Source organism: Bradyrhizobium sp. BRP56, assembly GCF_020194035.1.
In the GTDB taxonomy this organism is placed as follows: Bacteria; Pseudomonadota; Alphaproteobacteria; order Rhizobiales; family Xanthobacteraceae; genus Bradyrhizobium; species Bradyrhizobium australafricanum.
On sequence record NZ_JADYVV010000068.1, the window covers coordinates 1 to 14459 of the forward strand.

The window sequence follows — 14459 nt, forward strand, 5'->3', positions numbered from 1 at the left end:
TTCGATCGCTGTATTGCCGCTCGGATCGCGTGCGTGGTCGTGGCGCTGCCATGGAGTATCTGGCCCATAGGTCCTCCCGGAATGAAGGACCAGTTTGGCTGATTCCCCCACACTCCGGGACCAGACAGCTAGGGTTAGCACGCGGCGAAGTGTGAGGTTGCCGATCGTTTCCGAAATCCGGTGATTCAGCGACCCGACATCAAAGATTCCGGCCCGACTGTTGTACCCGCGCAACGCTAGTTGAAGCCGGCTTCGCAACCGACGCACGATTTCGTCCGGACGCTCAGGCGTTCGGCGACGGCTCGCTGGCCACGGTCAGTAGCTGCGACCGTCGGACGCGCTCGCGATGCGCGGTGTAGAGGCCTGAGGCGACGATGAAGCCGGCGCCGAGAATGGTCCAACGGTCGGGCACTTCGCCGAAGATCAGGAAGCCGAGGATGCTGACCCACAGCAGCTGCGTGTAGGAGAACGGCGCGAGCACCGAGGCATCGCCATAGCGGAACGCCAGCACCACGATCCACTGTCCGACGGTGGACGCAACACCGATCAGGATGCCGAACATGATGTCGTGCCAGCTCGGCGTGACCCAGACGAACGGCACCAGCGCGCTGACGATGGCGACGCCGACGATCGACGAATAGGTCATCACGGTGATCGGGCGCTCGCTGCCGCTCATCATGCGCGTCAGGATCAACGTAGCCGCCCACGCCAGCGCCGAGACGATCGGAAAGATCGCGGCGGGATGGAAGGCACTGGTGCCCGGCCGCAGGATGATGAACACGCCGGCGAGGCCGACCGCGGTCGCGATCCAGCGTCGCATACCGACCCTCTCACCGAGGAAAGCGATCGACAGCGCGGTGACGAACAGCGGCGAGACGAAGCTGGTGGCGGAGGCTTCGGCGATCGGCAGGAAGCCGAGCCCCGTGATGAAGATCAGCGAGGAACCGAGCAGCGCGGCGCCGCGCAGCACGTGCAGCCCCGGACGGCTGCTGCGCAGAGCGAACAGCGGCGAGCCCGGCAGCATCGCCGGCGTCATGATCATCGCGAACACCAGGAAGCGGATCCAGGCGATCTCGATCGAGGGCAGCGTGGAGGAGAGATATTTTGCCGTGACGTCGGAGGTACCCAGGAACACGGTCGACAGCAGGATCAGCGCGATGCCCTTGAACGGCCGGTCGGTGCGGGCGGGCGCCTTGCTTGTCGCTGCGGGCGCGGTCTTTGCGGGCAATGAAAGGGGAACGGTGTCCAGCCTGGCGGCCACGGCTGCGGGGGGCGGTGTCACGGCAATCTCGAAGGCAAAATAAAGGGAATCTGCTGCACGTACAAAACGCCAATTCCGCCGTGAGAACAATGCCCGAAAACGGGACTCCGATATGCGCCAGCGCGCACGACCGCCCGCCGCAGGCTGTGTGCCGCCGCAACTGCAACAGTTTGTTAAGAACTGTGTGGAGCGGAACGCGCTCAGAGCATCGGCAGCGAGCGCGGTTTCGGCCCGCGCGGGAACGCGGCATCGAGCGCGGCGAGTTCATCGCCGCTGAGCTTCAGAGTTCCTGCCGCCGCATTCTCCGCCGCGTGTTCCGCGTTCGACGCCTTCGGAATCGCGAGCACCGACGGCAGCCGCGTGAGGAAGCTCAGCGCGACCTGGCGCGGCGTTGCCTTGTGCGCCTGCGCGATCGATTGCAGCACCGCGCCGGCCTTGGTCGATAGCGAAGGAAAATCATTGTGACCGAACGGCGAGTAGGCGACGACGGCAACGCCGTGCTGCTCGCACCACGGAATCACGGCGTGCTCGATGGCGCGCTCCTGCAGATGGTAGAGCACCTGGTTGCAGGCAATCGTGCCCTCACCCGCGACATCGAGCAGTTCGTCGAGATCCTCGGCGTCGAAATTGCTGACGCCCCAGGCGCGGATCTTGCCCGCCGCGATCAATTCGTCGAACGCCGCGACCGTCTCGGCAAGCGGAGTGGTTCCGCGCCAGTGCAACAGATAGCAATCGAGGCGATCGGTCTTCAGCCGCTTCAGCGAGCGCTCGCAGGCGGTGATAGTGCCGCGCCGCGAGGCGTTGCTCGGCAGGACCTTCGAGACCAGGAACAGTTCGTCGCGCCGGCCGGACATCGCATCCGCGATCACGAGCTCGGCGTCGCCATACATCTCGGCGGTGTCGATATGCGTCATGCCGGCATCGATGCCGCGCTTCAGCGCAGCGACGGCCGCCTTGCGGTCACCGCGATCGAGATACCAGGTGCCCTGCCCGATCACCGAGACCTGCGGGCCGTTGTCGCCGAATTTTTTCGTCTGCACGATCGCCTCGTTCTGCGTAGTTCCCTTGTGGCTCCGCGCAGGACGATAAAGCATACCGACGACCATGTCTCCACATCGTCATCCCGGCGATATCTCCACATCGTCGTCCCGGCGAAGGCCGGGACCCATACTCCGCAGCAGTCGTTGTTGGCGCGACTCGTCATTCCACCCGTGTGCAACAACAGATATTCGTGGTTATGGGTCCCGGCCTTCGCCGGGACGACAGCTGTTTTGTGACGCGCGCTCTCGCGTCTCTCGACGCGCGTCAAACGTTGAGGTTCATCCACACCGCCTTCGGCTCGGTAAAGTTATCGAGCGCGGCGGTGCCGTGCTCGCGGCCGAGGCCGGAATCGCGCTCGCCGCCCCACGGCAGCCGCACATCGGTGTAGCCATAGGTGTTGATCCACACCGTGCCGGCGCGGGCCTTTTTGGCGAAGCGCTGCACGCGGCCCATATCGGCGCTCCAGACGCCGGCGGCGAGGCTGTAGGCGGTGCCGTTGGCGATGCGCAGCGCATCGGCCTCGTCCTTGAACTTGATCACGCTGACGACGGGGCCAAAAATCTCCTCCTGCGAGATGCGCATCTCGTGCGCGACATTGGCGAACACCGCAGGGCTGATGAAATAGCCGCGGTCACCGACCCGCGCGCCGCCGGTGGCCAGCAGCGCGCCTTCATGTTTGCCGATCTCGACATAATCGAGGATCGAGCGCATCTGCTTCTCGGAGATGACCGGCCCGAGCGCGGTGGCGCGATCGGCGGGATCGCCGATCCGCAACGCTTCCGCACGGGCGACCAGACGCTCGACCACCTCGTCATAGGCGTTCTCCTGCACCAGCACGCGCGAGCCGGCCGAGCAGACCTGCCCGGCGTTGAAGAAGATGCCGGCAGCCGCGGCCTTGGCAGCGGCTTCGAGATTGGCATCGTCGAAGATCACATTGGCGGACTTGCCGCCGAGCTCGAGCGAGACCCGTTTGAAGTTGCCGGCGGCGCCCTTCATGATGCCGCGGCCGACGCCGGGCGAGCCGGTGAACGTCACCTTGTCGACATCGGGATGATTGACCAGCGCGTCGCCGACGACGCGACCGGGCCCGGTCGCGATGTTGAGCACGCCCTTCGGCAAACCGGCCTCGAGCGCGAGCTCGCCGATGCGCAGCGCCGACAACGAGGTCAGCTCGGCCGGCTTCATCACCACCGTGCAGCCGCAGGCGAGCGCCGGCGCGAGCTTCCACATGCCGATCATCAGCGGGAAATTCCACGGCACGATCGCGGCGACCACGCCGACCGGCTCGCGCACCGTATAGGTCAACGCGTCGTCGCGCGCCGAGACCACATCGCCGCTGATCTTGTCGGCCCAGCCGGCGTAATAGGTCAGCGTGTCGATGGCGGCCGGAAAATCCTGGCGCAGCACCGCCGAGATCGGCTTGCCGGCATCAAGGCTCTCCAGCGCTGCGATTTCATCGGCGTGCTGCTTCAGCAGCTCGGCCCATCGGAGCAGAATGTGGCCACGTTCGGCCGCGCGCATGGTGCGCCACGGCCCCTCGAAGGCGCGGCGGGCAGCCGCCACGGCACGATCGACATCAGCCTCATTGCCTTCGGCAATCGTCGCGATCACCTGCTCGGTGGCGGGATTGAGCGACTTGAAGGTATTTCCGGACAACGAACGGACGCGGGCGCCGTCGATCAGCAGCAGTTCGTCCCTGATGGTCGGGGCGCGGCGGGCGTCACGCTCATAGTCATATGCAACGGACATCATATTTCCTCCTGGTGTTATCACTCAACCTAGGAGGCTTTGATCAGCAGTAAATATGATATCTTGTGCCTATTGGCATGCCAGGATATGAAGTCAACTTCATAAGTGGTGACCACGATGCTGCAGATCGAGATCGAGACCGTCTGGCGCTTTCGGAAAGAGGATAGCCCGCAGACCGCGGTCGTGATGCTCGGCATCCTCAACGAGATCCGGAAGACCGGAAAGATCACCAGTGCCGCCAGCGATGCGCAGCTGTCCTATCGCCATGTCTGGAACCTGATCGAGCAATGGACCGAGTTCTTCGGCGTGCCGCTGGTGGAGACCCACCGCGGCAAGGGCTCGAAGCTGACGCCATTCGGCGAGAAGCTGGTGTGGGCCGGCGAGCGCATGCAGGCGCGGCTCGGGCTGCAGCTCGAGAACCTCGCGCAGGAACTGGTCACCGAGATCAAGCCATTTCTCGAGCAGCGACCGTCGGTGATCCGGGTCCATGCCAGCCACGGCTTTGCGGTGTCCAAACTGCGCGAGTTCCTCGACCGCGCGGGCGGCGTCGGCGTCGATCTGCGCTATGTCAGCAACCAGAACTCGCTGGTCTCGCTGGCGCAGGGCGCCTGCGATCTCTCCGGCGTGCACCTGCCGCGCGGCGAATTGCGGGCGCAGGGCATCAAGGCCTGCCGCGAATGGCTCGACCCGCGCGAGGACCGCGTCATCAATTTCGTGACCCGCGAGATGGGCCTGATGGTCAAGCGCGGCAACCCGCTGAAGATCACGACGCTGAAGGATCTGGTCGAGCGCAAGGCCCGTTTCGTCAACCGCGACCACGATTCCGGCACGCGGCTGCTGTTCGATCAGTTGCTGGCGCTGCACAAGATCCCGGAAGGGCGGATCAACGGCGCCCAGCACATGGAATTCACTCATGCGGCGGTCGCCGCCTATGTCGCCAGCGGAATGGCGGATGCGAGCTTCGGCGTCGAGGCTGCCGCGCGGCAGTTCGGGCTCGATTTCATCCGCCTGCTCACGGAAGATTATTTCTTCGTCTGCAAGCGCGCCTTCCTCGAGACCGAGCCGATGCAGCGCGTGCTCGACATCATGAAGAGCAGCGAGTTCCACAAGGCGGTGGGCGCCCTTCCCGGCTATGTCGCCTCCAACACCGGCGCCGTCAGCGGCGTGAAGGAGTTTCTCGAGAAGCTGCATTCCGACCGCTGATCGGCCCCACCCCGGCGGCGGCCGACCTGATGGCCGTCGATCCTTCGGGGCTCGCGCCAGGTGCGATGACGAGGATCGACAGACAGGAAGATATCTAGCCGAGGCCGCCGATGTCGGCGACCAGCACCGAGCCCGTCACCGATTCCGTGATGTAAAGACGGTCGCGGTTGGCGCCGCCGATCGCGACGTTGGTGCAGCTCGGCCCGGCGCAGGACTTGATCCGCGCGATGCACTCGCCGTTCGGCGCAAACACGAAGACATGACCGAGCGAGGCGTGCGCCACGAACAGCCGACCGGCGGCGTCCATCGTCATGCCGTCGGGTCCGCTCGGGCCGAATAGCGAGCAGAAGCGGCCGACCTTGGAGACGCTGCCGTCCTTCATGAACGGCGCGCGCCAGACCGCATTGTCGCGCGTCATCGCGACGAACAGCACCGCCTCGTGCGGATCGAGCACCAGGCCGTTCGGGCTGATGCCGGTGTCGATCAGGCAGTCGAGCGCTCCGTTCACCCGCAATCGATAGACGCGGCCGGTCGGATCGTGCAGCCCGGTCTGGCCCTGATCGGTGAAATAGACGTCACCGTTCGATGCGACGTGCAGGTCGTTGCAGCCGCGGAACGATTCCGAATTGCGCGAGCGCAGCAGGGGCGTGACCTCGCCCGACCTGGCGTCGAGTTCCATCAACCCGTGCCGATAGTCGGCGATCAGGATGCGGCCCATCGCATCGATCTTCAGCCCGTTCGGCCAGCCGTCATACTCGGCAATCTGCGACCATGACTTGTCCGGCGCGATCCTGAAGATGCGGCCAAACGGAATGTCGACGATGTAGAGATTGCCGTCGGCATCGAACGACGGTCCCTCGATGAAGCAGTCGGTCACCGCGCCCGGGCGGTTGGCGTCAGCCCATTCGCTCGCCATCCTGCGGCGGAATTCGGCCGGCACGGCGGAGAAGATTTCGGTCGGAATCAGTTTCGGCGGCGTTTCCAGGAACATCATTGTTGGTTCACCCGTTGGCGGAACGGGGCGAACCATAGATGCTTGCGTATGTCATTGCGAGCGCAGCGAAGCAATCCACCTATCCGCCTGAGCGATGGCCCGACGGAAGGGCTCTTGCAGCGACGTGGAAGGCTTCAGTCTGTCGCCGCCTGCTATTCGGCCGGCTGCGCCGGGCCATAGGCTTCCGAGATCATGTAGCCGGACAGCGTGCCGTACGCCGCGGTCCACGCGGCGGCGACGTCAGGCGTCCAGGCTTCGCCGAGCCCCTTCTCCAGCGTCCACAACAACGCGCCGCCGACCACCGGATAATGCTCGGGCTTGGCGCCATAGCCGACATGCCGCTTGGCCAGCGCACTCGCGGCCGGCAGGATCGTGTCGAGATTGCTCAACCCATTCACGACGACGGCGAGCGTCGTCATCAATTTCTTGCGCTGCTCCTTCATGTCGACCGGAAACATCGCCTTCACGGCGGGCGCGACTTCGAACAAGCGGTCGTAGAAAATGACCGCGGCCTGCTCCGAGATCGGCGCGACCTTGCCAAAGCTGTCCTGAACCAGCTTGATTTGGGCCGGATTCATCTCAATTCTCCTCGGTCATGAAATGAGTTCTGAAACGATTCTTCAAAACGCGAGCATTGGTAACCGAAGCCGGCGTTCCGGTTCAAAGCGGAAACGCTTGCCGTCGACGTGATCATCACGCCGCCTCGACGAAGCTGTGGCGCTCATAGAGGAATTCGAGCACGCGCTGCCGGCACTTCAGGTAGCCCTGGTTGGTCGCGAGCTCGAGCCGCTTGCGCGGCCGCGCCAGCGGCACCTCGAGCACCTCGCCGATCCGCGCGCTCGGGCCGTTGGTCATCATCACGATGCGGTCCGACAGCAGCACCGCCTCGTCGACGTCGTGGGTGATCATCAGGATGGTGTTGCCGAGCTTCTGGTGCAGCGCCATCACCGAATCCTGCAGATGCGCGCGGGTCAGCGCGTCGAGCGCGCCGAACGGCTCGTCCAGCAGCAGCACCTTCGGCTCCATCGCGAGCGCACGCGCGATGCCGACGCGCTGCTTCATGCCGCCCGAGATCTCGCTCGGCCGCTTGTCCTTGGCATGCGCCATTTGCACGAGGCTGAGATTGTGCATCACCCAGGCGTCGCGCTCGGCCTTGCTCTTGGTCCTAGCAAACACCTTGTCGACGCCGAGTTTGACGTTCTCGTAGACGGTGAGCCACGGCAGCAGGCTGTGGTTCTGGAACACCACGGCCCGATCCGGTCCCGGCGAATTGACCTCGCGGTTCTCCAGCAGCACGCCGCCATTGGTGGCGCCGGTGAGGCCGGCGACGATGTTGAGCAGTGTCGACTTGCCGCAACCGGAGTGACCGATGATCGAGACGTATTCACCCTTCTCGATCGTCAGGTTGATATCCTTCAGCACCTCCGTGGTGGCGTTGCCGCGGGCGAAGGTCTTGTCGATGTGATCGAGCTTCAGATAGGCCTGCATGACTTCCTCCTCAGTTCGCAGCCGTGCCGCGGGTCACCACTTTGCCGAGGCCCGCAATGAGCCGGTCGAGCACGAAGCCGATGATGCCGACATAGAACAGTGCCAGGATGATTTCGCTGATATGCGAGGAATTCCACGCATCCCAGATGAAGAAGCCGATACCGACGCCGCCGATCAGCATTTCCGCAGCGACGATCGCGAGCCAGGACAGGCCGATGCCGATGCGCAGGCCGGTGAACATGTAGGGCGCGGCCGCCGGGATCATGATCTTGGTGAAGAACTCCAGCGGGTTGAGCTGCACGACGGCCGCGACGTTGCGGTAGTCCTGCGGGATGTTGCGGATGCCGACCGCGGTGTTGATGATGATCGGCCACACCGAGGTGATGAAGATCACGAAGATCGCCGAGGGCTGGCCATCGCGGAATGCGGCCAGCGACAGCGGCAGCCAGGCGAGCGGCGGGATGGTACGCAGCACCTGGAACAGCGGATCGAGCCCGCGCATCGCCCAGACCGACTGTCCGACCAGCGTGCCGAGCGCGATGCCCGCGATCGCCGCGAGCGAATAGCCGTAGGCGACGCGCTGCAGGCTGGCGGAGAGATGCCAGAACAGGCCCTTGTCGATGCCGCCATTATCGAAAAACGGATCGAGGATCAGCTCCTTGGTGTCCTTGAACACTTTTGACGGCGGCGGCAGGCTGGAGCCGGCGCGCCGGCAGATCAGCTCCCACACCACCAGCAGCAGCGCGACCACGATCAGCGGCGGCACCACGCGCGCCGCGGTCTCCTTCGCCATCCTGGCGTAGGCCTCGGCGCGCGGCGCGCGCTTCGGCGTCATGGTCACGACCGGCGCCGCGGCAGCGGCCGGCGGGATCGCCGCCGCCGACACTTCGGTCTTCATGGCAGGCATCGACATTGAACGAAAATCTCCGTGGTCAAAAAAAGGAGAGCCGCACTGCTCGCGCGGCTCGCTCAAATCAGACGTCAACACGCTTGATGGACAACGACTTCAGATAGGCGGCGGGATCGGTGGGATCGAACACCTTGCCGTCGAAGAAGGTCTCCTTGCCGCGCGAGGTCGAGGCCGGAATGTCCGACACGCCAAGCTCCTTGGCGGCCTCCTTCCAGAGATCCTCGCGGTTGACCTTGGCAATCAGCGCCTTGGTGTCGAAACCCGCCTCGTACTTGCCCCAGCGGATGTCTTCCGTGAGGAACCAGAGGTCGTGGCTCTGATAGGGATAGGAGGCGTTGTCGCTCCAGAACCGCATCTGCTGCGGCGAATTCTCGACCACGCGGCCGGTGCCGTAGTCGAACTTGCCCTTCATGCGGTCGGTGATGTCCTCGACCGGGCAGTTGATCCACTGCCGCTTGGCGCAGATCGCCGCGGTCTCCGCGCGGTTCTCCGCCTTCTCGCACCACTGCTGGGCTTCCATGACAGCCATCAGCAGCGCCTTCGCGGCCTTCGGATTCTTGTCGACCCAGGCGGCGCGCAGGCCGAACGATTTCTCCGGATGCTTGTCCCAGAGCTCGCCGGTCGTGATCGCGGTATAGCCGATCTCCTGATGTATCAGTTGCAGATTCCACGGCTCGCAGACGCAGAAGCAGTCCATCGTGCCGACCTTCATGTTGGCCACCATCTGCGGCGGCGGCACCACGATGGTCTCGATGTCCTTGTCGGGATCGATGCCGCCGGCGGCGAGCCAGTAGCGGATCCACAGATCATGCGTGCCGCCCGGGAAAGTCATCGCGGCCTTCACCGCCTTGCCGGAGGCCTTCTTCTTCTCCAGCGCCGCCTTGAACGGCGCGGTGTCGATGCCGACCTTGAGATCGGCATATTCCTTGGCGACCGAGATGCACTGGCCGTTCAAATTGAGCCGCGCCATGATGTACATCGGCGTCGGCTGATTGTTCTGCGTTACCTTGCCGGCCGAGATCAGATACGGCATCGGGGTCAGGATATGCGCGCCGTCGATGCCGTTGCCCTCGGAGCCGAGCACGAGGTTGTCGCGCGTGGTGCCCCACGAGGCCTGTTTCTGCACCTCGACATCGGGCATGCCGTATTTGGCGAAGATGCCCTTCTCCTTGGCGACGAACAGCGGCGAGGCATCGGTCAGCGCAATGAAGCCGAGCTTGGCAGCCTTCACTTCCGGACCGGCGCCCTGCGCGAATGCACCTGCGGGAAAGTTGAGCTTGGCCGCGGCGAGCAGCGCGGCGGCGCCGCTGCTTGCCTTGAGTAGCTGACGGCGGCTGAGGCCGCGGCTTGGCGGCTTGTCGGTGGGCTTGGTCATCGGTCGTCCTTTGCGTCGTTGCGGTGCGGTGTTGCGTCAGTGCGTCGAGCGCCGCCCTTCGGATGGCGACGCGCGCAGGGCGCAAAAAGGCGTGCACCGGGAAGGCCCCGGTCTGGCGGCGTCAGAAATCCGATGGGGTAGCCTCGAGGGACGGCTTCAATGGCGTCGGCTAATGATTATTCAAGCCTTGTGCCAATCTACCGCAGTGCAAAAATCGATTTTGATGCAAAGCCTTGCGCAACATGTCGCAGCGCGCGCGAATTTTCCGCGCGCTGTCAAAACTTGCGATTCGCCCAATCTTTGTGCGGCGCACAAGGATTGGGCAGAAGCGTTCAGAAACCGATCAGGCGTCTTCGGTGACCTTGGTGCCGAGCGGCGCGGGCGCCATTCCGCCGCCGGGCTTCACATGGAATTCGTAGGTCATCAGGCTCCACGGCCCATCGGAGCGCTGGCCATCGGGCATGACAGGATCGGTGCGGCGCTCGACCTTCGCGATCAATTCATCCTTCACGCCGAACACGACATCGGAATCGATGTACTTGTCGCCCTCGACGAAGACATGCGTGATCAGCGGCTCGTAGCCCTTGGCGTTGACCAGGAAGTGCACATGCGCGGGCCGCATCGGATGACGGTTGGTCTGCGTGATCATCTGCCCGACCGGGCCGTCGGTCGGGATCGGATAGCTGCACGGCACGATGGTGCGGAAGAAGAAGCGGCCGTCGGCATCGGTGATGAAGCGCGCCCGCGACGACGGACCTTCGGTGGCATAGCTCGGCTTCTGCGAGTCATAGAATCCGTCATCGTCCGCGTGCCAGATATCGACCGGCACATTGGCCAGCGGCTTGCCGTCGAGGTCGGTGACGCGGCTCTGCACGAACATGCGCTCGCCCGGCAGGCTCGCCGAGATGTCGGTGCCGTGCGGCGTCACCTTGTGCTCGCCGACATAGAACGGGCCGAGCACGGTAGTCTCGGTCGCGCCGTCGCGATCGCGATGGTTGACCGCATCGACCAGCATCGACACGCCGAGCACGTCGGACAGCAGGATGAACTCCTGGCGGATGTCCGTGCACTTCTGCCCGGTGCGGGTCAGGAAGCCGATCGCGTGGTCCCATTCCTCGAAGGTGAGATCGGTCCTGCGCACATAATCGTGCAGCGACTTCACCAATTCCTGCAGCAGGAACTTGGCCCGCGGATCGGGTGTCTGGTCGAAGCTGCGGATGACGGCGGCGGTGAGCTCGGTTTCGTTGAACTGGGTCATCTCGGCGTTTCCCTTGACGGATACCTTGGCAGATACTTTGGGCCCCTTCGGGGGCGCGATTGCAGGGGCGACCGTACACCACCAGCTCAATGCCGGTAAGCGGCAGCGGATTGGTGCAGCAGACACTTTTCGGCTATCAAGGCTGCCTTGCAAGCCGGAGAAACGCCTGATGCTAGCCCCCACGCCTGCCTCGCCCGAATCCGCGGGAATGTCGACCATTGCCCTCAACCGTCTCGAAGCGCATCTGAAGAGCCGCTACATCGATGCCGGCCGTTTTCCCGGCACGCAGGTCCTGATCTATCGCCGCGGCAAGATCGTGCATTCCACGGTCCAGGGCTTTGCCGATCTGGAGCGCAAGGTGCCGGTCAAGGACGACACCATCTTCCGCATCTATTCGATGACCAAGCCGATCACGTCGGTCGCCTTCATGATGCTGGTCGAGGAAGGCAAGGTCGCGCTCGACGAGCCGGTCGCGAAATATATTCCGGAATGGAAGAACCTCGGCGTGTTCGTCGCCGGCACCGCGCCCGCCTTCCTGACCCGCCCACCGACGCGGCCGATGCAGATCGTCGACCTCTTGCGCCACACCTCGGGCCTCACTTACGGCTTCCAGCAGCGCTCCAATGTCGACGCGGCCTATCGCGAGAAGAAGATCGGCGAGGTCATCAAGGCCGGCACGCTCGACGGCATGATCGAGGATCTGGCGAAGATCCCGCTGGAATTTTCGCCGGGCGAAGCCTGGAACTACTCGGTCTCGACCGACGTGCTCGGCTATCTCGTCGGCAAGATCTCAGGTGTGCCGTTCGAGCAATTCCTGAAGGAGCGCATTTTCAAGCCGCTCGGCATGAACGACACGGATTTCTTCGTGCCGGCCGACAAGGCGCATCGGTTTGCCGCCTGCTATTCCGCCGATCCGCAGGGCGGCTTCAACCCGCTCGCCGCCGAGCGCAAGGGCACGCTGACGCTGCAGGACGATCCGACCACCAGCTCGTTCCTGGCGCCGCCTTCGCTGATCTCGGGCGGCGGCGGACTGTGCTCGACCGCGGCCGACTACCTGACCTTCTGCCGGGCGCTGCTCAATGGCGGCGAGCTCGGCGGCGTCAGGCTGCTCGGCCCGAAGACGCTGAAGCTGATGACCTCGAACCATCTGCCCGGCGGCGTCGACCTGCCGGCGATGTCGCGCTCGATGTTCGCCGAAGCCGCCTATAACGGCATCGGCTTCGGCCTCGGCTTCGCCGTCACCATGCACCCGGCGCAGACGCTGATCGCCGGCAGCCCGGGCGAATTCAACTGGGGCGGCGCCGCGACGACGTCGTTCTTCATCGACCCGGCCGAGGAGCTGATCACGATTTTCATGACCCAGGTGCTGCCGTCGAGCGCCTATCCGCTGCGGCGCGAGCTGCGCACCATGGTCTACGCCGCGATCACCGAGAGCAATCTCTGACATGACGTCATTCCGCGGCGCACACCTCGTTTGAGCATGATCTCCGCGCGAGCGCGTTCCGCGTTTGCCGCGAGGGATCATGCTCAAAGCGCCGCGGAACCTTTCTGATATAAAACTGTTTCCTTTGGCGAATTTTTCCCGCCTCCCCTAAGCTCGCAGCGAATGGGCACCGCCCCGGGGACTTCGTGCCGAAACTGACATTGCCAGTCCGTCTCGCGCTTCTGGTCGCGGGAACGATGTTGCCGCTGATCATTTTCGCGGTCGGGATCGTCTTCCACAATTATCAGCGGGATCGCCAGGCGGCCACGCAGCGCGTGCTGGAGACGGCGCGCAGCATCCGCCTGCTGCTCGATGCGGAAATGCAGCGCATGACCGGCGGGCTGCAAGTGCTGGCCCTGACCAACTCGCTGCGCAACAGCGACTTCGACAATTTCCGCCGCGTCGCGGTCGGCTTCATCGACCAGTACGGCAAGGACGGCGTGGTGCTGGTGGCGGACCGCGCCGGACGCCAGGTGTTCTCCTCGCTGACGCCGGACACCGCGAGCCTGCCGCCGCGCAACAATCTCGAGATCCTCGAGAAGGTGTTCGCGACGCGGCAGCCGCAATACTCCAACCTGTTCTTCGGCGCGGTGAAGCAGCGGCTGATCATCACCGTCGAGGTACCGGTGATACGCGACGACGAGGTGCTCTACGACATCTCCTTCAGCCCGCCGATCGAGGTGTTCCAGGCCATCATCGAGAAGCAGCGCCTCAACCAGGACTGGACCATCTCGATCTTCGACAGCGACGGCGTCAACCTGGCGCGGGTGCCAAATCCGCAGGCGACCATCGGCCAGCGCGCGTCGCCATCGTTGTTTGCCGAGATGTTCCGCCGCGGCGAGGCGACGCTGCCGACCGTCTCGCTGGAGGGCGTGGCGCTGATCACCGGTTTCACCCGGTCGCGCGTCACCGGCTGGACCGTCGCCGCGGGGATCGCGGAGAACTCGCTGGTGGCGCCGCTGTGGCGCTCGCTGGCGATCACCAGCGTGATCGGCGGCGTCCTGCTGCTGGTCGGGCTCGGCTTTGCGGTGCGGATGGCAACCACGATCGCGCGCGGCGAGATGCTGCACGACCTGCTGATCGAAGAGCTCAACCACCGCGTCAAGAACACACTGGCGATCCTGCAATCGATCGCCACGCAGACCTTCCGCAGTGCAAGCCGCACCGAGCGCGACAAGTTCGAGGGGCGGCTCGGCGCGCTGGCCGAGGCGCACAATCTGCTCTCGACCGACAAATGGCAGGGCTCCGACTTCCAGGACGTCGTCAGCCGCGTGCTGCGGCCCTACCTCTTGAACACGTCCGCGCGGGTCAGGATGTTCGGCCCCCGCGTGCCGCTGTCGCCCCGGCTTGCTTTGGTGCTGTCGATGATCCTGCACGAGATGGCGACCAACGCCGCCAAATATGGCGCACTGTCCAACGACACCGGCACGGTGACGCTGGACTGGGAAATCCTCAACGAGAGCCCCGGACCGAAGCTCCGTATGATCTGGACCGAGGCCGGCGGCCCACCGGTCACCGCACCGGTCCAGCGTGGCTTCGGCTCCCGCCTGATCGAGCGCAGTGCCCGCGACCAGCTCGGCGGCGAGGCCATCGTGGATTTCCTGCCCCACGGCGTCGTCTACACCGTGACCAGCACCCTCGAAATCGACGGCTGACTGGGCAGGAGTGGCCGATCCTGCGACATCTTGGCACGCAAG

The 14459-nt window shown here is 64.5% G+C and carries 12 protein-coding genes; 3 read left to right on the forward strand and 9 right to left on the reverse strand.

The window, feature by feature from the left end; genetic code table 11:
* Nucleotides 1–283: 283 nt before the first annotated feature.
* The 3 genes from I6F38_RS34350 to I6F38_RS34360 form a co-directional block, all read right to left on the reverse strand.
* Nucleotides 284–1228, reverse strand: coding sequence for a DMT family transporter (locus tag I6F38_RS34350; RefSeq protein ID WP_167350404.1), 945 nt, complete (start codon nt 1226–1228; stop codon nt 284–286).
* 233 nt (nt 1229–1461) lie between these two features.
* A complete protein-coding gene (locus tag I6F38_RS34355; protein WP_225163542.1) occupies nt 1462–2301 on the reverse strand; it encodes an aldo/keto reductase in 840 nt (279 codons plus the stop codon).
* Between the two features lie 265 nt (nt 2302–2566).
* Nucleotides 2567–4051 carry an aldehyde dehydrogenase family protein gene (locus I6F38_RS34360; RefSeq protein ID WP_225163572.1) on the reverse strand — a complete coding sequence of 495 codons (1485 nt, stop codon included), beginning with the start codon at nt 4049–4051 and terminating at the stop codon, nt 2567–2569.
* Nucleotides 4052–4168: 117 nt separating this feature from the next.
* Here I6F38_RS34360 and I6F38_RS34365 point away from each other — a divergent pair, with 117 nt between their 5' ends.
* The gene (locus tag I6F38_RS34365) at nt 4169–5254 is read left to right on the forward strand and encodes a substrate-binding domain-containing protein (protein ID WP_225163543.1); all 1086 of its coding nucleotides are present in this window, start codon (nt 4169–4171) and stop codon (nt 5252–5254) included.
* 94 nt (nt 5255–5348) lie between these two features.
* Here I6F38_RS34365 and I6F38_RS34370 read toward each other — a convergent pair whose 3' ends face one another.
* From I6F38_RS34370 to I6F38_RS34395, 6 genes are all read right to left on the reverse strand, one after another.
* Nucleotides 5349–6248, reverse strand: coding sequence for an SMP-30/gluconolactonase/LRE family protein (locus I6F38_RS34370; RefSeq protein WP_225163544.1), 900 nt, complete (start codon nt 6246–6248; stop codon nt 5349–5351).
* A 152-nt stretch (nt 6249–6400) separates the two neighbouring features.
* Nucleotides 6401–6826 (reverse strand): globin family protein, encoded by a 426-nt coding sequence (locus tag I6F38_RS34375; RefSeq protein WP_225163545.1) that lies wholly within the window; start codon nt 6824–6826, stop codon nt 6401–6403.
* A gap of 115 nt (nt 6827–6941) precedes the next feature.
* Entirely contained in the window at nt 6942–7736 is a 795-nt protein-coding gene (locus I6F38_RS34380; RefSeq protein WP_225163546.1) for an ABC transporter ATP-binding protein, read from the reverse strand.
* 10 nt (nt 7737–7746) lie between these two features.
* Complete coding sequence (gene ntrB / locus I6F38_RS34385; protein ID WP_225163547.1) at nt 7747–8649, reverse strand: nitrate ABC transporter permease; 903 nt, start codon at nt 8647–8649, stop codon at nt 7747–7749.
* A 61-nt stretch (nt 8650–8710) separates the two neighbouring features.
* Entirely contained in the window at nt 8711–10021 is a 1311-nt protein-coding gene (locus I6F38_RS34390) for a CmpA/NrtA family ABC transporter substrate-binding protein (protein WP_225163548.1), read from the reverse strand.
* Nucleotides 10022–10364: 343 nt separating this feature from the next.
* A complete protein-coding gene (locus I6F38_RS34395) occupies nt 10365–11279 on the reverse strand; it encodes an intradiol ring-cleavage dioxygenase (RefSeq protein WP_225163549.1) in 915 nt (304 codons plus the stop codon).
* Between the two features lie 169 nt (nt 11280–11448).
* Between I6F38_RS34395 and I6F38_RS34400 the strand changes: the two genes are divergently transcribed.
* Together I6F38_RS34400 and I6F38_RS34405 are read left to right on the forward strand one after the other, a co-directional pair.
* Nucleotides 11449–12723, forward strand: a complete 1275-nt coding sequence (locus I6F38_RS34400; protein WP_225163550.1) for a serine hydrolase domain-containing protein — start codon at nt 11449–11451, stop codon at nt 12721–12723.
* Nucleotides 12724–12959: 236 nt separating this feature from the next.
* The gene (locus I6F38_RS34405) at nt 12960–14417 is read left to right on the forward strand and encodes a sensor histidine kinase (protein ID WP_225163573.1); all 1458 of its coding nucleotides are present in this window, start codon (nt 12960–12962) and stop codon (nt 14415–14417) included.
* Nucleotides 14418–14459: the final 42 nt, after the last annotated feature.